The following is a 17,661-nucleotide window of genomic DNA, read 5'->3' on the forward strand; positions in this document are numbered from 1 at the left end:
ATCTGCTCCCTTTCCCCCTCGCCCCTCTGGGGAGAGGGCTGGGGTGAGGGGTGGATTTCGAGCACGACGCCATTCTCAAGATTTCACCCCAGTCCCCCATCAAGGCATACTTGCCCCCCTCCGCACTCCAGAACCCAGAACCGCCCCATGCGTATCCACGTCAGCTTCATCGACCGCGTCGGCATCACCCAGGAAGTCCTGGCTATCCTCGGCGGGCGTAATCTCAATCTGGATGCGGTGGAGATGATCCCACCCAACGTCTACATCGACGCCCCGACCTTGAGCCCGCAAGTGCTCGAAGAACTGAAGGATGCGCTGTTTCGCGTGCGTGGTGTAGAAGCAGTGACCGTGGTCGACATCCTCCCCGGTCAGCGCCGGCACTTGCAACTCGATGCATTGCTCGCGGCGATGACCGACCCGGTGCTGGCGCTCGACAGCGCCGGCAAGGTGCTGCTGGCCAACCCGGCGCTGATCGCCTTGTACGGTCGCGAGCCGGCGGGCGAAAGCGTGTCGGAACTGTTCAACGATCCGGGCCTGCTCGAAACCCTGCTCGAACAGGGCTTCCGCCTGCCGCTGCGGGAAATCACCGTCAACGGCCAGACCCTGTTGCTGGACGCCACGCCGATCACCGACGCCGGTGCCCTGCTGACGCTGTATCAACCGAACCGCATCGGCGAACAACTCTCGGCGTTGCACCACGACCATGCCGAAGGCTTTGATGCGCTGCTCGGTGAATCGCCGCCAATCCGCACCCTCAAGGCTCGCGCCCAACGCGTCGCGGCCCTCGACGCGCCGCTGCTGATCCAGGGCGAAACCGGCACGGGCAAGGAACTGGTGGCCCGCGCCTGCCACGCCATCAGCGCCCGGCACAGTGCGCCATTCCTCGCACTGAACTGCGCGGCCCTGCCGGAGAACCTCGCCGAAAGCGAGCTGTTCGGCTACGCCCCCGGCGCCTTCACCGGCGCACAACGCGGCGGCAAACCGGGGCTGATGGAGTTGGCCAACCAAGGCACGGTGTTCCTCGACGAGATCGGCGAGATGTCGCCGTACTTGCAGGCCAAACTGCTGCGCTTTCTCAACGATGGCAGCTTCCGTCGGGTCGGTGGCGATCGTGAGGTGAAGGTCAACGTGCGGATCCTCAGCGCCACCCACCGCGATCTGGAAAAAATGGTCAGCGAAGGCCTGTTTCGCGAAGACCTGTTCTACCGCCTCAACGTGCTCAACGTCGAAGTGCCGCCGTTACGCGAACGCGGTCAGGACATTCTGCTACTGGCCCGCTACTTCATGCAGCAGGCCTGCGCGCAGATCCAGCGCCCGGTCTGCCGCCTCGCCCCGGGCACTTACCCGGCGCTGCTCGGCAACCGCTGGCCGGGCAACGTGCGGCAATTGCAGAACGTGATCTTCCGCGCCGCCGCCATCTGCGAAAGCAGCCTGGTGGACATCGGCGATCTCGACATCGCCGGCACCTCGGTGGCACGCCAGGCCGACACCGACGTCGACAGTCTGGAAGAAGCCGTGGAAGCCTTCGAGAAATCGCTGCTGGAAAAACTCTACGTCAGCTACCCCTCGACCCGCCAACTGGCCAGCCGCCTGCAGACCTCGCACACCGCCATCGCGCATCGACTGCGCAAATACGGCATCCCCAACAAGCCCTGAGGCGAGACCCCGCTCCCACAGGGTATGTGGCGGATTCGAAATCCGTTCAAAAGCGACCTCCATCTGTACTGAAAGCGCTACAGCGGAACGATATCGATACAGCCTCCTCGAATCACCGCTGTGCAAGGCTTTGATCCGGTTCAGCTTTTTTCTTCGCCTCACGGTGTAGCGATTTCGCTACAGTCAACGTAATTGCGCTCGCCCACCAATCAATCAAGCCATTGATTTATAACGATATTTTTACATTGGCCGCGTTCTTGCTAAGTAACCGTTCATAAAATCAGGGCATTGCCGCCCGAGCATTCCACCGCGTCCACCAGACGAGTCTGGCCCCTAGGAGATTCCATGAGCGAGTTGCGTTTTACTGAAGATCACGAATGGCTGCGCGCCGAAGCCGATGGTTCTGTCACCGTTGGCATCACCGCTTTCGCGCAGAACGCCCTGGGCGACGTGGTGTTCGTGCAACTGCCTGAATTGCAGGCGTACGAGAAAGGCGCCGAAGCCGCCACCGTGGAATCGGTGAAAGCCGCCAGCGGCGTGTACATGCCACTGGACGGTGAAGTGCTGGCAGTGAACCCGGCGCTGGAAGATGCCCCTGAACTGGTCAACGAAGATCCGCTGGGCGAAGGCTGGTTCTTCCGCTTCAAGCCATCCGACGCTTCCGCCGTCGCCAAGCTGCTGGATCAGGACGCCTACGACCGCCTGATCAAAGCCCAAGCCGAAGCCTGAGGAACCTGACATGACCCAAGTAAATCTCGGCACCGCCAACGAATTCATCGCCCGTCACATCGGCCCGCGCGCCGGTGACGAGCAAGCCATGCTCAACAGCCTCGGTTTCGACTCGCTCGAAGCTCTGAGTGCCAGCGTCATCCCGGAAAGCATCAAGGGCACCAGCGTGCTCGGCCTCGACGACGGCCTGAGCGAAGCCGATGCCCTGGCAATGATCAAAGGCATCGCCGGCAAGAACCAGCTGTTCAAGACCTACATCGGCCAGGGCTACTACAACTGCCACACGCCGTCGCCGATCCTGCGCAACCTGCTGGAAAACCCGGCCTGGTACACCGCCTACACCCCGTACCAGCCGGAAATTTCCCAGGGCCGTCTCGAAGCGCTGCTGAACTTCCAGACCCTGATCAGCGACCTTACCGGCCTGCCGATCGCCAACGCCTCCTTGCTCGACGAAGCCACCGCCGCTGCCGAAGCCATGACCTTCTGCAAACGCCTGAGCAAGAACAAGGGCAGCCACCAGTTCTTCGCCTCGATCCACAGCCACCCGCAAACCCTCGACGTGCTGCGCACCCGGGCCGAGCCGCTGGGCATTGAAGTGGTGGTCGGCGACGAGCGTGAACTGACCGACGTGACGCCATTCTTCGGCGCACTGCTGCAATACCCGGCGAGCAACGGTGATGTGTTCGACTACCGCGAAATGACCGAGCGCTTCCACGCCGCCAACGCACTGGTCGCCGTGGCTGCCGACCTGCTGGCCCTGACCCTGCTGACTCCGCCGGGTGAATTCGGCGCCGACGTGGCCATCGGCAGTGCGCAACGCTTCGGCGTGCCGCTGGGCTTCGGTGGCCCGCACGCGGCTTACTTCTCCACCAAAGACGCGTTCAAGCGCGACATGCCCGGCCGTCTGGTCGGTGTTTCGGTTGACCGTTTCGGCAAACCGGCCCTGCGTCTGGCGATGCAGACCCGCGAGCAACACATCCGCCGCGAGAAAGCCACGTCGAACATCTGCACCGCACAAGTGCTGCTGGCCAACATCGCCAGCATGTACGCCGTGTATCACGGCCCGAAAGGCCTGACCCAGATCGCCAACCGCGTGCATCACCTGACCGCGATCCTGGCCAAGGGCCTGAGCGCACTGGGCGTGACCGTCGAGCAAGCCAGCTTCTTCGACACCCTGACCCTGGCCACCGGCGCGCAAACTGCTGCGCTGCATGACAAGGCCCGCGCCCAACAGATCAACCTGCGTGTGATCGATGCCCAGCGTCTAGGCCTGTCGGTGGACGAAACCACCACCCAGGCCGACATCGAAACCCTGTGGAGCCTGTTCGCCGATGGCAAGAGCCTGCCGGATTTCGCTGCGCTGGCCGCTGCCGCACAAAGCACCATTCCAGCTACGCTGGTGCGTCAGTCGCCGATCCTCAGCCACCCGGTGTTCAACCGTTATCACTCGGAAACCGAGCTGATGCGCTACCTGCGCAAACTGGCGGACAAGGACCTGGCACTGGATCGCACCATGATCCCGCTGGGCTCGTGCACCATGAAGCTCAACGCCGCCAGCGAAATGATCCCGGTGACCTGGGCCGAATTCGGTGCGCTGCACCCGTTCGCCCCGGCCGAGCAAAGCGCCGGTTACCAGCAACTGACCGACGAACTGGAAGCGATGCTTTGCGCCGCCACCGGTTACGACGCGATCTCGCTGCAGCCGAACGCTGGTTCCCAGGGTGAGTACGCAGGTCTGCTGGCGATTCGCGCCTACCACCAGAGCCGTGGCGAAGACCGTCGCGACATCTGCCTGATCCCGTCGTCCGCCCACGGCACCAACCCGGCGACCGCCAACATGGCCGGCATGCGCGTGGTCGTGACCGCGTGCGACGCCCGTGGCAACGTGGACATCGAAGACCTGCGCGCCAAGGCCATCGAGCACCGCGAACACCTCGCCGCACTGATGATCACCTACCCGTCGACCCACGGCGTGTTCGAAGAAGGCATCCGCGAAATCTGCGGCATCATTCATGACAACGGCGGCCAGGTGTACATCGACGGCGCCAACATGAACGCGATGGTCGGCCTCTGCGCCCCGGGCAAGTTCGGCGGCGACGTCTCGCACCTGAACCTGCACAAGACCTTCTGCATTCCGCATGGCGGTGGCGGCCCGGGCGTCGGCCCGATCGGCGTGAAATCGCACCTGACGCCGTTCCTGCCGGGCCACGGCCACATGGAACGCAAGGAAGGCGCGGTCTGCGCAGCACCGTTCGGCAGCGCGAGCATTCTGCCGATCACCTGGATGTACATTCGCATGATGGGTGGCGCAGGTCTCAAGCGCGCTTCGCAACTGGCGATCCTCAATGCCAACTACATTTCCCGTCGCCTGGAAGAGCACTACCCGGTGCTGTACACCGGCAGCAACGGTCTGGTGGCGCACGAGTGCATCCTCGATCTGCGCCCGCTGAAAGACAGCAGCGGCATCAGCGTCGATGACGTCGCCAAGCGTCTGATCGACTTCGGCTTCCACGCCCCGACCATGTCGTTCCCGGTAGCCGGCACACTGATGATCGAGCCGACCGAAAGCGAATCCAAGGAAGAGCTGGACCGCTTCTGCGACGCCATGATCCGCATCCGCGAAGAAATCCGCGCTGTAGAGAACGGCACCCTGGACAAGGACGACAACCCGCTGAAGAACGCTCCGCACACCGCCGCAGAGCTGGTCGGCGAGTGGACTCACCCGTACAGCCGCGAGCAAGCGGTGTACCCGGTGGCGTCGTTGATCGAAGGCAAGTACTGGCCGCCGGTCGGTCGCGTCGACAACGTGTTCGGCGACCGCAACCTGGTCTGCGCCTGCCCGTCGATCGAAAGCTACGCTTGATTGAATGAGGGGCGGTTTATCCGCTCCGACTTCCAGAACTCCTTGTGGGAGCTAGCTAGCTCCCACAAGGAAATGCACCAAGCCTGATATTCCGCCAATTCCTATAACAAGAAACCGGAGAACCACTCATGTCGTTAAGCGTGTTCGACCTGTTCAAGATTGGCATCGGCCCCTCCAGCTCCCACACCGTCGGCCCGATGCGTGCTGCTGCGCGCTTCGTCGAAGGCCTGCGCCGGGAAAACCTGTTGTCGGCCACCACCGGTATCAGGGTCGAGTTGTATGGATCCCTCGGCGCCACCGGCAAGGGCCACGGCAGCGACAAAGCCGTGCTGCTGGGCCTGGAAGGTGAACACCCGGACACCGTGGATACCGAAACCGTCGCCGCACGTCTCACGCAGATTCGCGGAAGCGGGCGTTTGAACCTGCTCGGCGAACACAGCATCGCGTTCAATGAGAAAGAACACCTGGCAATGATCCGCAAGCCGTTGGCCTATCACCCCAACGGTATGATCTTCCGTGCCTTCGATGCGGCGCGATTGCAGATCCGCAGCCGCGAGTACTACTCGGTCGGGGAAGGCTTTGTGGTCGACGAAGACGCGGCCGGTGCCGACCGCATCGTCGAAGATGCCACCCCGCTGACCTTCCCGTTCAAAAGTGCCAAGGACTTGCTCGGTCACTGCGCCACCTATGGTCTGTCGATCAGCCAGGTGATGCTGACCAACGAAAGCGCCTGGCGCCCGGAAGCGGAAACCCGCGCCGGCCTGCTGAAAATCTGGCAAGTGATGCAGGACTGCGTGGCTGCGGGCTGTCGTAACGAAGGCATTCTGCCGGGTGGCCTGAAGGTCAAGCGGCGGGCGGCAGCACTGCACCGGCAACTGTGCAAGAACCCGGAATCGTCACTGCGCGATCCGCTGTCGGTGCTGGACTGGGTCAACCTCTACGCCCTCGCCGTCAACGAAGAAAACGCCAACGGCGGGCGCGTGGTCACGGCACCGACCAATGGCGCGGCGGGGATCATCCCTGCGGTGCTGCATTACTACATGCGCTTTATTCCCGGCGCAAACGATGACGGCGTGGTGCGTTTTCTGCTGACCGCGGCGGCCATCGGCATTCTGTACAAGGAAAACGCCTCGATCTCCGGCGCCGAAGTCGGCTGTCAGGGCGAGGTTGGCGTGGCCTGCTCGATGGCGGCCGGCGCGTTGTGCGAAGTCCTCGGCGGCAGCGTGCAGCAAGTGGAAAACGCCGCCGAAATCGGCATGGAACACAACCTCGGCCTGACCTGCGATCCGATCGGCGGGCTGGTTCAGGTGCCGTGCATCGAGCGCAACGCCATGGGCTCGGTCAAGGCGATCAACGCCGTGCGCATGGCCATGCGCGGAGACGGGCAGCACTTCGTCTCCCTCGACAAGGTCATCCGCACCATGCGCCAGACCGGCGCCGACATGAAAAGCAAATACAAGGAGACCGCCCGTGGCGGTCTGGCGGTCAACATTATCGAGTGTTAATTAGCCCCCTCTCCCTGCGGGAGAGGGTTGGTGTGAATCAAGGAGTTCCGCATGTCCACCGAACAATTGTCGAAAACCCCGCTGCACGCTCTGCACATCGAACTCGGCGCCCGCATGGTGCCGTTCGCCGGCTACGACATGCCGGTGCAATACCCGCTGGGCGTGATGAAAGAACACCAGCACACCCGTGAGCAGGCAGGGCTGTTCGATGTCTCGCACATGGGCCAGATCCGCCTGACCGGCGCCAATGCCGCCAAAGCCCTGGAAACCCTGGTGCCGGTGGACATCATTGACCTGCCGGTGGGCATGCAGCGCTACGCGATGTTCACCAACAAAACCGGCGGCATTCTCGATGACCTGATGGTCGCCAACCTCGGCAACGACGAACTGTTCCTGGTGGTCAACGCCGCGTGCAAGGATCAGGATCTCGCGCATTTGCAACAACACATCGGCGATCAGTGCACCATTACGGAGCTGTTCGAAGCCCGCGCCCTGCTCGCCCTGCAAGGTCCGGCGGCCGTAACCGTACTGGCACGCCTGGCGCCGGAAGTGGCGAAGATGACTTTCATGCAGTTCGCCCGAGTGACTCTGCTGGGTGTGGATTGCTTCATCAGCCGCTCGGGCTACACCGGTGAAGACGGTTTCGAAATCTCGGTACCGGCAGGCGATGCAGAAAAACTCGCTCGCGCCCTGCTGGCCGAACCCGAAGTGGCGGCCATCGGCCTCGGCGCCCGGGATTCACTGCGCCTGGAGGCCGGCCTGTGCCTGTACGGCCACGACATGAACTCCGAGACCACGCCGATCGAAGCCAGCCTGCTGTGGGCAATATCCAAGCCACGGCGTGCCGATGGTGCGCGGGCTGGCGGCTTCCCGGGGGCAGAACAGATTTTCAGCCAGCAGCAGAACGGCGTCGCGCGTAAACGCGTCGGCCTGCTGCCTCAGGAGCGCACGCCGGTCCGTGAAGGAGCAGAGATCGTCAACGAAGCCGGCGAAATCATCGGCAGCGTGTGCAGCGGCGGTTTCGGTCCGACCCTGGGCGGGCCATTGGCGATGGGTTACCTCGACAGCGCCTATGTCGCACTGGACACGCCAGTCTGGGCCATCGTTCGTGGGAAAAAGGTGCAAATGCTTGTAAGCAAAATGCCATTTGTTCCACAACGCTACTATCGCGGTTGATTGACTGTTTCTATAAGTAACGCGATTGCGTTATGCGTGCACTAATGTGTAACGCAATCGCCATAAAACAGTGCACTCCGTTTACATTCGATTCGAATATGAACTTGGCTTATAACGTTCGAAAACAATTGAACAAGCCAATCGAATAAGCCGGACTAGTGGACCGACTAAGTGCCAGCAAGCGCAGGAAAACCGGGGCCTTCACAGGGCTTGTTTTTCCTCCCGTAGTTGGCGTAGAGTTTGTCCACTGTGTTTGCATGGGTCAGCTTGGAATCGTGACCTGGGCAGTAGCCTACAAGTTAGCTACATCCCGTTCGACGTCTTCTTACTCTCCTGCAACCAGCCCCAGTACTCTTTCATGAGGAAGAGACTGTCATCAATTTTTGCGTCAAAGGAAATAAGAAATGTCCACACGTCAGAGCGGTACCGTCAAGTGGTTTAACGACGAGAAAGGTTTTGGTTTTATCACTCCAGAAAGCGGTCCGGATCTGTTCGTGCATTTCCGCGCCATTCAGGGCAGCGGCTTCAAGAGCCTGAAAGAAGGCCAGAAAGTGACCTTCGTTGCCGTACAAGGCCAGAAAGGCATGCAGGCTGATGAAGTCATCGCCGAAGCCTGATCTTCTGTAACGAAAAAGCCCCTGATATTGATATCAGGGGCTTTTTTGTGCGCGTGAATCCGTAAAATGGCGCTTCACTTTCCGTCCAGAGGCTGCCATGTCGAAACACCTGCTCATTCCCCAGGGCGATTTCCCCGCCGTCGGCCTTGGCCGCCGCCTGGCAGCGATGTTCTACGACTTTCTCCTGTGCACCGCCCTGCTGATCGTGACCGGCGGCATCTACAAGATGATTCAGGCCGCGATCATCGGCGAAGAGCGCCTGCGAGTGCTGACCGACGCCGGCAAGCTGGACGGCGACCCGCTGTACTCAACCGTTCTGCTGCTGGTGCTGTTCGGCTTCTTTGCCAAGTTCTGGACCCACGCCGGCCAGACGCTGGGCATGCAGGTATGGGGCATCCGTGTGCAGAACGCCGATGGTACCGCCATCAGCCTGTGGCAGGCGCTGCTGCGGTTCATGGTGTCGATTGCGTCGTGGCTCTGTCTGGGGGTGGGGTTCTTCTGGTCGCTGTTCGACAAGCGCAAGCGCGCCTGGCATGACATCTACTCGGATACACAACTGGTGCGGATCCCGAAGAAAGCAAAGTAACCCTGCAGATGCAAAAACGCCCCGATCAAATCGGGGCGTTTTCGTTTACGACTCAAGGTCAGGCGTTGCCTGCCAGCTTCATGCGCGCGGCCTGGGTGAAATCGAGCATGCGCTTGAGCGGGCGGATCGCCTGAGGAATGAGGGCCGGGTCGACGAAGATCTCATTCGAGCCCTCCTTCAGGCACTTGAGCGTGCGCTCAAGGGTGTTCATGGCCATCCACGGGCAATGTGCGCAGCTGCGGCACGCCGCGCCATTACCGGCGGTTGGCGCCTCGATGAAGACCTTGTCCGGGCACAGCTGCTGCATCTTGTAGAAGATGCCGCGGTCGGTGGCCACGATCAGGGTCTTGTTCGGCAGCGATTGAGCGGCGGCAATCAGCTGACTGGTAGAACCCACGGCGTCCGCCAGTTCGATCACCGAGGTCGGCGATTCCGGATGCACCAGAATGGCGGCGTCCGGGTACAGCGCTTTCATGTCTTCCAGCTGTTTGGACTTGAACTCTTCGTGGACGATGCAGGCACCATCCCAGAGCAGCATGTCGGCGCCGGTCTGACGCTGGATGTAGGTACCCAGGTGCTTGTCCGGGCCCCAGATAATGGTTTCGCCGTTGTCCATCAGGCTTTCGACGATCTCCAGCGCGCAGCTCGATGTCACCACCCAGTCGGCCCGGGCTTTGACCGCCGCCGACGTGTTGGCGTACACCACGACCGTGCGCTCCGGATGCTGATCGCAGAACGCCGAGAACTCATCCACCGGGCAACCCAGGTCCAGCGAGCAGGTAGCCTCCAGGGTCGGCATCAGCACACGTTTTTCCGGGTTAAGAATCTTCGCGGTTTCACCCATGAACTTCACACCGGCGACCACCACGGTCTTGGCCGGGTGGGCGTTGCCGAAGCGGGCCATTTCCAGAGAATCGGACACGCAACCGCCGGTTTCTTCGGCGAGGGCCTGGATGATCGGATCGCAATAAAAGTGGGCAACCAGCACCGCGTCCTGAGCCTTGAGCTCGGCGGCGATGGCGGAACGGTAATAAGCCTCTTCCTCGGCCGTCAGCGGTTTGGGCTGTTTGGCGTCGAGGTGGGCTTGTACCAGAAGGCGTTCGGAAATCTGCGTCATGTTCGCAAGACCTGCAGGCGCATTCGCGCGAAAGTCGAGTATACACCCGGCTCCGGACCGCTTGAGGGTACCGCCGGGAGAGTGAGTGTTATCAGGCACGGACAGCGTTGAAGCTGCGCAAGGCTACAGAATATCCCGTTGATACAAAAGATGATTCTGACCTGCGTCACGGCGGGAAAAAAACGAAGGGAGGGATGCTCGAATCGCAGGCAAAAAAAAATCCGGAAATCCTCACTTTCGTGGGCCTTCCAGACTTTTAAAACAGCAAAAATGGTGGGTCGTGTGGGATTCGAACCTACGACCAATTGGTTAAAAGCCAACTGCTCTACCAACTGAGCTAACGACCCGCTGTGTGGTGGCGCGTATAATACTGATTTTTAAGGACTATTCAACACCTAATTTGAAAAAAATCAAAAATAACGTGTCGGGTCGCTGATTCCGGCCGCTGCGAAGCCTTCTGCACGCAGTCGGCAGCTATCGCATTTGCCACAGGCGCGGCCTTCATCGTCCGCCTGATAGCAGGAAACAGTCAGCCCGTAATCGACCCCAAGCTTCACACCCGCCTGGACAATCTGCGCCTTGCTCAGGTTCTGCAACGGTGCCTGGATACGGAAACCATTGCCTTCGACACCGGCCTTGGTCGCCAGATTGGCCATACGCTCGAACGACTCGATGAACTCCGGGCGACAATCCGGGTAACCGGAGTAATCCACCGCGTTGACACCAATGAAGATGTCACGGGCACCGAGTACTTCAGCCCAGCCCAGGGCAAGCGACAGGAATACCGTATTGCGCGCCGGAACATAAGTCACCGGAATGCCGTCACCGAGCGACTCCGGGATATCGATGCTGCTGTCGGTCAGGGCCGAACCGCCCATGCCGTTCAGGTTCAGCCCGATCACCTTGTGTTCGACCACTCCCAGATCGCGTGCGACGCGCGCCGCGGCATGCAACTCGGCATGGGAGCGCTGGCCGTAATCGAAGCTCATGGTGTAGCAGCGATAGCCTTCGGCCCGAGCCATGGCCACGACCGTGGCCGAGTCCAGGCCGCCGGACAGCAAAATGACCGCGCGTTTTTCAGTAGTGTTCAGTTGCTCAGTCATCTCAGCGCCCCGGCTCGTCATTCCACAGATACTTGTGCAGCTGCAATTGCAGGCGTACGGGCAAATTGTCCGCTACCACCCAATCGGCCAGTTCCCGTGCATTCAGGTCATGGTGGCTCGGGGAAAACAGCACTTCGCCGGCCCGCCGCTCAAGACCGTACTGGATCAGTTTGGAGACCGCCCAGTCATAGTCTTCCCGCGAACAGATGACAAACTTCACCTGATCGTTGGGCGTCAGCAGTTCGATATTCTCGTAACGGTTGCGATGGGCTTCCTTCGAGTCAGGGGTCTTCAAATCGACAACCCGGCTGACCCGAGGATCGACCGCCGAAATATCGAGGGCACCACTGGTTTCCAGCGAGACCTCGTAACCGGCATCACACAACCGCTTGAGCAAGGGAATGGCATTGGGCTGAGCCAGCGGCTCCCCGCCAGTGACGCAGACGTAGCGCGGACGATACCCGGCCACTTGTTCGAGGATATCGTCGAGCGTACGAATGGTGCCGCCGCTGAACGCATAGGCACTGTCGCAGTATTGGCAACGCAATGGGCAACCGGTCAGGCGCACAAAAACCGTGGGCAGCCCGGCAGTCCGCGTTTCCCCCTGCAACGAGTAGAAAACTTCGGTGATTCTCAATGTGTCTTGCATAGTCGCCACGGGCGTAACAGCTAAACAGGCTGTCCGCCTCCGTCAGGCACTTCAGGCAACCCCGCCAACGCGTAGATCACCAGAAGCGTGTTTCATAAAAGGGCGTGAATTCTAACGAAAAAACCCGCGACAAGCGCGGGTTTCTTCCAAACGGGTCAAACACACTTACATGCGCTGCAGATCGCGCTGGGCCAACTGAGCAGCAGAGGTCCCCGGGTATTGGGAAACCACTTGCTGCAGAATGCCCTTGACCTTGTCGGTGTGGCCGAGACGGCGTTCTACGTCAGCCAGCTTGTACAGCGAGTCCGGCACCTTGGCGTGCTTGGGATACAGCTGCGAAACCTTGGCGAAAGCCTGACCCGCGCCTTGCAGGTCACCTTTGGCCAGGTTCACCTCGCCCAGCCAGTACTGGGCGTTGCCCGCGTACTGACTGTTCGGGTATTTACGCAGGAATGCCGAAAAAGCCTGGCTGGCCTTGTCGAAATCCTTGGCCTTGATCAAGTCGAAGGCGGCATCGTAATACAGCTTTTCCTTGGCCGGGTCAGCCGGTTCACCACCCGCGGCAGGTGCCTGGGCAGCAGCAGCGGCCCCGGCTCCAGCGGCAGCACCGGCAGCAGCACTTGCATCGCCACCGGCAGAAGAATTCTCAGGAGTCGCGGCAGGTGCAGCACCGGATCCTATGCGCCGATCAAGATCCTGGTATCGCTCCAGGGATTCCTGCTTCATGCGCGCAACCTGATTCTGCAGTTCTTCGATCACGCCTTGCTGGCGCGATATCTGATCCTGCATTTGTTGCAGTTGGTTGAACAGCATGCCTTGTGCCGAGGCAGGGGCCGAAGCCGCTCCCCCGGCATAGGCGCCGTTCGTACCGTAACCTGCAGGCGGATAACTGCTCCCGCTATTGTTATAACCGGAGTTGTCATCGACCACAGGAACCGCAGCCCACGCCGCAAGCGGCGCGAGACTGAGAGCCAGAACAGTTACAGCACGACGGCACGTTCGCATATCGAATTACTTACGCAGTTCGACGCGACGGTTTTGAGCCCAGGACTGCTCGTCGTTGCCGGTAGCAACTGGACGCTCTTCGCCGTAGGAAACCAGTTCCAGCTGAGCTGGGGAAACACCTTGCAGTACCAGGTAACGCTGAACGGCTTTCGCACGACGCTCGCCCAGTGCCATGTTGTACTCACGAGTACCACGTTCGTCGGTGTTGCCTTCCAGAACAACGCGAGCGCCGTTTGCTTTCAGGTCTTTGGCGTGAACGTCCAGAGCGCGCATGGCTTCTGGCTTCAGGTCCGAGCTGTCGTATTCGAAGTAGAAGGTGGTGATTGCGCGCAGAGCAGCTTCTTCGCTCAGGGAACCGTCAACTGCACCAGTGTTTGCGCCGTAACCAGCGTTTGGATCAACAGCGCCTTCACCGGCGTTGTCGCCGCCTTTGGACGAGCAACCTACAGCTACAGCCATGGCCAGAGCCAGCGCAGCAAATTTACCAAACTTCAGCATTTCCATCGTGAAACTCCTAATGAACCCCAGTGTGTTAAGTAAAACGTAAAGCGCCGCGTCAGTTCAGGTAAGGGGACCAGGACGGTTCTCTGACTTCGCCTTGAGCGGTAGGAAGCGGGAGCCTCACGCGTCCATTAATGGACACGAGCATCAAGACTCCCCGGCCCTGCTGGCGGGTGGCGTAGATTACCATGGTGCCGTTGGGCGCAACAGTAGGCGACTCGTCCAGAGTGCTATCAGTGAGGATTTTTACACTTCCGCGCTGCAAATCCTGAGCCGCTACTTTGAAATTGGTGAAACCGTCCTGACGATGGATCATCACCAGGGTCTTTTCATCCGCCGACAGCTTCGGGTTGGCGTTGTAGTTGCCCACGAACGTCACGCGCTCGGCACCACCGCCACCGGCGCTGGTCTTGTAGATCTGCGGCTTGCCGCCACGGTCGGAGGTGAAGTAGATGGTCGAGCCATCCTTGCCCCAGTACGGTTCGGTGTTGATGCCCGGACCTGCAGTCACTCGGGTGATCTGACGCGAACCGAGGTTCATGACGTAGATGTCCGGGTTACCGTCTTTCGACAGCACGAACGCCAGGCGATTGCCATCCGGCGACCAGGCTGGCGCGCCGTTCAGGCCTTCGAAATTGGTAATCTGCTCACGGCGACCGGTGTCGATGTTCTGCATGAAGATCCGTGGACGCTTCTGCTCGAACGACACATAGGCAATGCGCTTGCCATCCGGTGCAAAACGCGGCGACAGGATAGGCTCGCGCGATTGCAACAGGGTCACGGCACGGGCACCGTCGTAGTCCGAACGCTGCAGCGTGTAACGAGTGTTCTTCTCGGAGAAGCGTTCAGCCGTCACGTACAGCAGGCGAGTCGAAAATGCACCCTTGATACCGGTCAGTTTCTCGAACGACTGGTCGGAGATGTAGTGCGCCATGTCACGCAGCTGTTCGGTGGTACCGGAAACACTGCCGTCCGCGACCTTCTGCTCGGTAGCGACGTTGAACAACGCCCACTGCACTTGCAGGCGACCGCCCGCTGGAACGATGCTGCCAACCATCATGTACTGGGCACCGACCGCCTTCCAGTCACGGAAGATGATTTCGCTCGGCTGGCTTGGCTGGCTGATCATGTTCTGTTTCGGAATCGGCGAGTAATAACCAGAGTTCCGCAGATCGTTGCCAATGATTTCAGCCATGTCGTCCGGCAGGACGGCACCGCCCTGGAAACCGAACGGTACGACGGCGATCGGGGTAGCCCGATCGCTGCCGCTGGTGACCAGAATGTTCTTTTCATCCGCCATCGCGATCCCTGCCATGCAGCAGATCACGACCAGCATTCCTCGAAGAAGGTTTCTCACAAGGCTAGATCCTCAGGTGTGAATGTCATCTTGAATGAACGATACGGAGCGAAATCGCTCGGCTTCATTCCCTGCATTTCCGTCAAACGTCCAATATTCTTGACCGCCGCCACTGCCGACGCATCGAAAGGACCGTCGCCACTGGACTTGGCCACGCTGACCGTGGTCACCGTGCCGTCCGGCAACATGCCGATCTGCAGCACAACCGTCATGCCCTTGCGTGCCGAAGGAGGACGAGCCCAACCTTCCGCTGCCCGCGCACGAATCAAGTCATCGAAGCTGCCCGCGGTTTCGTCACCACGTTCGTCCGCCAAAGCCTGTTGACGCTCGGTCTTGTCGGACAGCAGGTCGGCCAGAGCCTGGGCCTTCTTGTCCTCGACCGATTTGCGTGCCGCGTCCTGCGCTTTCTTCTTCGCAGCATCGGCAGCAGCTTTCTTCTTGGCTTCGTCGGCGACTTTCTTCTTCGCCTCTTCAGCCTCGGCTTTTTTCTTGGCGTCTTCGGCAGCTTTCTTCTTCGCGTCTTCGACGATCTTCTTCTTGGCTTCTTCAGCGGCCGCTTTCTTGGCCTCTTCTTCAGCAGCCTTCTTGGCTTCTTCTTCGGCTTTCTTCTTGGCTATATCAGCCAATTGTTTCTCTTCTGCCTTCTTGGCTTCGGCGGCTTTCTTCGCGTCGTCGGCCTTCTTGGCTTCATCAGCCTTCTTCGCCTCGTCCGCTTTTTTCGCCTCATCGGCCTTCTTGGCTTCCTCGGCCTTTTGAGCCGCTTCTTCTTTCTTTTGTTCCGCAGCCTTCACCGCTTCCTGCTCGACCTTTTTCTGCTCCATCTGCTCGACTTCGGTCTGGCGCGCGGCGGATTTCTTCGCCTCACCCGCAATCTTCTGATTGGTCTGGGTGGTCGCCTGACTTTTCGATTTCAGCTGGTAAAGGGTCGCCTGGACGATCGGTTTGGCCGGCGGCAGCTCCGGTGTCATGGCGAAACTGACGAACAGCATGCCGAACACCAGCACGTGCAAGCCAATCGCCCAGACACTGGGCCAGAAGTAGCTTTCCGAGGCGGACGGCTCTCGCTGTTGCTGCATCAGGGGGCCTCGGTGATCAAGCCAACATTACCGACCCCGGCTTTCTGCAACCCGCCCATGGCACCCATGACGGAGCCATAATCGACGGACTTGTCGCCACGGATGAAGACCTGGGTACGCTTGCCGTTATCGTTACCGGCCGCGATGATCTTGGTCACCGCGCTGGTCATCTGCGGCAGGGTCATGGCCCGGTCCTGTTGCTTCTCGGTGTCGACTTCGCTGCCAAGGTTCCAGTAGTAGGTCTTGTCAGCCTTGATCGAAATGGTCAGCACCTGGGTGTTGTTGTCCTGCGGCAAGGCTTCGCTGGAAACCTTGGGCAGATCCACCTTCACGCCCTGATTGAGCATCGGCGCAGTCACCATGAAGATGACCAGCAGCACCAGCATCACGTCGATGTAAGGCACTACGTTCATCTCGGCGACCGGCTTGCGCTTGTGTCGGGCTCGAGTGATTAAAGCCATCGGGAAATACCTGCTTATTCTTCGCTGGTGTGCACTTTGCGGTGCAGGATCGCCTGGAACTCATCGGCGAAGGTGTAGTAGCGGCTCAGCAAGGTTTCACTGCGGGCAGAGAAACGGTTGTAAGCGATAACGGCCGGGATCGCGGCGAACAGACCGATCGCGGTGGCGATCAAGGCCTCGGCGATGCCGGGTGCCACGGTGGCCAGGGTGGCCTGCTGGGCGCTGGCCAGACCACGGAAGGAGTTCATGATCCCCCAGACAGTACCGAACAGACCGATGTACGGGCTGACCGAACCGACGGTGGCCAGGAACGGCAGGCTCTGCTCGAGCTTCTCTTCCTCGCGGGAGATGGCCACGCGCATGGCACGGGCCACACCTTCCATCACCGCTTCAGGATCGACGCCCGGCTGCTGGCGCAGACGGGAGAATTCCTTGAAGCCGGCACGGAAGATCTGCTCGACGCCCGAATCCGGATCCGGGTTGCTGCCGGCCTGGCGGTATAGTTTGGACAGGTCGATACCCGACCAGAAGCGCTCCTCGAAGCTCTCCAGGGCACGTCGACCGGCGCGCAGCAGATTGCTGCGCTGAAAGATCATGATCCATGAGGTCACCGATGCGGCCACCAGAGTCAACATTACCAACTGCACCACGATGCTGGCATTGCTGACCAGGCTCCACATGGAGGAATGGTCGACGACGTTAGCTTCCACGCTTTATCTCCTGCTTCAAGTGTGTACCCGTGCCGACCGCGTCGGCGAAAGCCGCACGCAAGTCTTCGGGAAGGGCCCGGGGTTTCAAACTGTTAGTGCGCACACAGGCCACCAGAAACTGCCCCTCGCAGAGCAGCACATTATCCGTTGCCCGCCTGACCTGCTGTCGAAAGCGCAGGCTGGCACGGTTCAATTCGATTACATCAGCGCTTACCAGCAGCTCGTCGTCCAGTCGCGCCGGCGCGTGATAACGCGCTTCGCTGGAATGCACGACGAACAACAGGTCCTCACCTGCCAGCGCCGACTGGGCAAAGCCCAGCTCCCGGAGCCGCTCGGTTCGAGCCCGTTCCATAAACTTGAGGTAATTAACGTAATACACGATGCCGCCCGCATCGGTGTCCTCGTAATAAACGCGACAACGATGTGTGAACGGCTCAAGCCCGTTTTGCGCGCGCATACTCTAGTGCTTACTCCTCGGGTTGCCAATCCGGCCAGGCAACTGTTTTTCATTGTTCAAAGGCTTTACCGCAAAAGTACCGTCCTGAGACAG

At 60.3% G+C, this 17,661-nt stretch carries 18 protein-coding genes and 1 tRNA gene; 8 read left to right on the forward strand and 11 right to left on the reverse strand.

The window, feature by feature from the left end; genetic code table 11:
* Positions 1 to 147: 147 nt before the first annotated feature.
* The 7 genes from NE357_RS22135 to NE357_RS22165 all read left to right on the forward strand — a co-directional run bounded on the left by NE357_RS22135 (position 148) and on the right by NE357_RS22165 (position 9,132).
* On the forward strand, positions 148 to 1,656 hold the full coding sequence (locus NE357_RS22135) for a sigma-54-dependent transcriptional regulator (RefSeq protein ID WP_169431616.1): 1,509 nt from the start codon (positions 148 to 150) through the stop codon (positions 1,654 to 1,656).
* A gap of 345 nt (positions 1,657 to 2,001) precedes the next feature.
* Positions 2,002 to 2,385 carry a glycine cleavage system protein GcvH gene (gene gcvH / locus NE357_RS22140; protein ID WP_085709634.1) on the forward strand — a complete coding sequence of 128 codons (384 nt, stop codon included), beginning with the start codon at positions 2,002 to 2,004 and terminating at the stop codon, positions 2,383 to 2,385.
* Between the two features lie 10 nt (positions 2,386 to 2,395).
* Positions 2,396 to 5,248, forward strand: a complete 2,853-nt coding sequence (gene gcvP, locus NE357_RS22145; RefSeq protein WP_169431617.1) for an aminomethyl-transferring glycine dehydrogenase — start codon at positions 2,396 to 2,398, stop codon at positions 5,246 to 5,248.
* A gap of 128 nt (positions 5,249 to 5,376) precedes the next feature.
* Entirely contained in the window at positions 5,377 to 6,753 is a 1,377-nt protein-coding gene (locus tag NE357_RS22150; protein WP_169431618.1) for an L-serine ammonia-lyase, read from the forward strand.
* Between the two features lie 51 nt (positions 6,754 to 6,804).
* A complete protein-coding gene (gcvT, locus tag NE357_RS22155; RefSeq protein ID WP_169431619.1) occupies positions 6,805 to 7,929 on the forward strand; it encodes a glycine cleavage system aminomethyltransferase GcvT in 1,125 nt (374 codons plus the stop codon).
* A gap of 404 nt (positions 7,930 to 8,333) precedes the next feature.
* Positions 8,334 to 8,546 (forward strand): cold-shock protein, encoded by a 213-nt coding sequence (locus NE357_RS22160; protein ID WP_065258514.1) that lies wholly within the window; start codon positions 8,334 to 8,336, stop codon positions 8,544 to 8,546.
* Between the two features lie 97 nt (positions 8,547 to 8,643).
* On the forward strand, positions 8,644 to 9,132 hold the full coding sequence (locus NE357_RS22165; protein ID WP_102621276.1) for an RDD family protein: 489 nt from the start codon (positions 8,644 to 8,646) through the stop codon (positions 9,130 to 9,132).
* A 58-nt stretch (positions 9,133 to 9,190) separates the two neighbouring features.
* Here the strand turns inward: NE357_RS22165 and nadA are convergent, their stop codons facing one another.
* A complete protein-coding gene (gene nadA / locus NE357_RS22170; protein WP_039766022.1) occupies positions 9,191 to 10,249 on the reverse strand; it encodes a quinolinate synthase NadA in 1,059 nt (352 codons plus the stop codon).
* Positions 10,250 to 10,356: 107 nt separating this feature from the next.
* On the opposite strand from nadA, the gene NE357_RS22175 reads away from it, so the two are divergent.
* A complete protein-coding gene (locus tag NE357_RS22175; protein ID WP_169431620.1) occupies positions 10,357 to 10,509 on the forward strand; it encodes a hypothetical protein in 153 nt (50 codons plus the stop codon).
* 11 nt (positions 10,510 to 10,520) lie between these two features.
* Here the strand turns inward: NE357_RS22175 and NE357_RS22180 are convergent.
* The 10 genes from NE357_RS22180 to ybgC all read right to left on the reverse strand — a co-directional run bounded on the left by NE357_RS22180 (position 10,521) and on the right by ybgC (position 17,568).
* Positions 10,521 to 10,596 (reverse strand) — tRNA-Lys (locus NE357_RS22180).
* A gap of 63 nt (positions 10,597 to 10,659) precedes the next feature.
* Positions 10,660 to 11,352, reverse strand: coding sequence for a 7-cyano-7-deazaguanine synthase QueC (gene queC / locus NE357_RS22185; protein ID WP_169431621.1), 693 nt, complete (start codon positions 11,350 to 11,352; stop codon positions 10,660 to 10,662).
* Between the two features lies 1 nt (position 11,353).
* Positions 11,354 to 12,001, reverse strand: coding sequence for a 7-carboxy-7-deazaguanine synthase QueE (gene queE, locus NE357_RS22190; protein WP_169431622.1), 648 nt, complete (start codon positions 11,999 to 12,001; stop codon positions 11,354 to 11,356).
* 165 nt (positions 12,002 to 12,166) lie between these two features.
* Positions 12,167 to 13,006, reverse strand: coding sequence for a tol-pal system protein YbgF (gene ybgF / locus NE357_RS22195; RefSeq protein WP_169431623.1), 840 nt, complete (start codon positions 13,004 to 13,006; stop codon positions 12,167 to 12,169).
* Positions 13,007 to 13,012: 6 nt separating this feature from the next.
* Complete coding sequence (gene pal / locus NE357_RS22200) at positions 13,013 to 13,510, reverse strand: peptidoglycan-associated lipoprotein Pal (protein ID WP_003178634.1); 498 nt, start codon at positions 13,508 to 13,510, stop codon at positions 13,013 to 13,015.
* A 52-nt stretch (positions 13,511 to 13,562) separates the two neighbouring features.
* Complete coding sequence (tolB, locus tag NE357_RS22205) at positions 13,563 to 14,843, reverse strand: Tol-Pal system beta propeller repeat protein TolB (protein ID WP_166742344.1); 1,281 nt, start codon at positions 14,841 to 14,843, stop codon at positions 13,563 to 13,565.
* A gap of 17 nt (positions 14,844 to 14,860) precedes the next feature.
* Complete coding sequence (tolA, locus tag NE357_RS22210) at positions 14,861 to 15,940, reverse strand: cell envelope integrity protein TolA (protein ID WP_169431624.1); 1,080 nt, start codon at positions 15,938 to 15,940, stop codon at positions 14,861 to 14,863.
* Positions 15,940 to 16,392 carry a protein TolR gene (tolR, locus tag NE357_RS22215; protein WP_169432690.1) on the reverse strand — a complete coding sequence of 151 codons (453 nt, stop codon included), beginning with the start codon at positions 16,390 to 16,392 and terminating at the stop codon, positions 15,940 to 15,942. Before tolR ends, tolA begins: the two co-directional genes overlap by 1 nt.
* Positions 16,393 to 16,415: 23 nt before the next feature.
* Positions 16,416 to 17,111: a protein TolQ gene (gene tolQ / locus NE357_RS22220; protein ID WP_007912733.1), complete on the reverse strand. Its 696-nt coding sequence runs from the start codon at positions 17,109 to 17,111 to the stop codon at positions 16,416 to 16,418.
* The gene (gene ybgC, locus NE357_RS22225) at positions 17,101 to 17,568 is read right to left on the reverse strand and encodes a tol-pal system-associated acyl-CoA thioesterase (RefSeq protein WP_169431625.1); all 468 of its coding nucleotides are present in this window, start codon (positions 17,566 to 17,568) and stop codon (positions 17,101 to 17,103) included. The genes tolQ and ybgC overlap by 11 nt, the downstream gene beginning before the upstream one ends.
* Positions 17,569 to 17,661 lie beyond the last annotated feature (93 nt).

This window comes from Pseudomonas sp. G7(2022), from assembly GCF_052660475.1.

Coding starts and splice junctions, on each gene's coding strand:
- gcvT (WP_169431619.1), top strand. CDS start 6,805: ATGTCCACCGAACAATTGTCGAAAACCCCGCTGCACGCTCTGCACATC.
- NE357_RS22150 (WP_169431618.1), top strand. CDS start 5,377: ATGTCGTTAAGCGTGTTCGACCTGTTCAAGATTGGCATCGGCCCCTCC.
- tolA (WP_169431624.1), bottom strand. CDS start 15,940: ATGCAGCAACAGCGAGAGCCGTCCGCCTCGGAAAGCTACTTCTGGCCC.
- queE (WP_169431622.1), bottom strand. CDS start 12,001: ATGCAAGACACATTGAGAATCACCGAAGTTTTCTACTCGTTGCAGGGG.
- ybgF (WP_169431623.1), bottom strand. CDS start 13,006: ATGCGAACGTGCCGTCGTGCTGTAACTGTTCTGGCTCTCAGTCTCGCG.
- pal (WP_003178634.1), bottom strand. CDS start 13,510: ATGGAAATGCTGAAGTTTGGTAAATTTGCTGCGCTGGCTCTGGCCATG.
- gcvH (WP_085709634.1), top strand. CDS start 2,002: ATGAGCGAGTTGCGTTTTACTGAAGATCACGAATGGCTGCGCGCCGAA.
- ybgC (WP_169431625.1), bottom strand. CDS start 17,568: ATGCGCGCGCAAAACGGGCTTGAGCCGTTCACACATCGTTGTCGCGTT.
- tolB (WP_166742344.1), bottom strand. CDS start 14,843: ATGCTGGTCGTGATCTGCTGCATGGCAGGGATCGCGATGGCGGATGAA.
- NE357_RS22160 (WP_065258514.1), top strand. CDS start 8,334: ATGTCCACACGTCAGAGCGGTACCGTCAAGTGGTTTAACGACGAGAAA.
- nadA (WP_039766022.1), bottom strand. CDS start 10,249: ATGACGCAGATTTCCGAACGCCTTCTGGTACAAGCCCACCTCGACGCC.
- NE357_RS22135 (WP_169431616.1), top strand. CDS start 148: ATGCGTATCCACGTCAGCTTCATCGACCGCGTCGGCATCACCCAGGAA.
- queC (WP_169431621.1), bottom strand. CDS start 11,352: ATGACTGAGCAACTGAACACTACTGAAAAACGCGCGGTCATTTTGCTG.
- gcvP (WP_169431617.1), top strand. CDS start 2,396: ATGACCCAAGTAAATCTCGGCACCGCCAACGAATTCATCGCCCGTCAC.
- NE357_RS22165 (WP_102621276.1), top strand. CDS start 8,644: ATGTCGAAACACCTGCTCATTCCCCAGGGCGATTTCCCCGCCGTCGGC.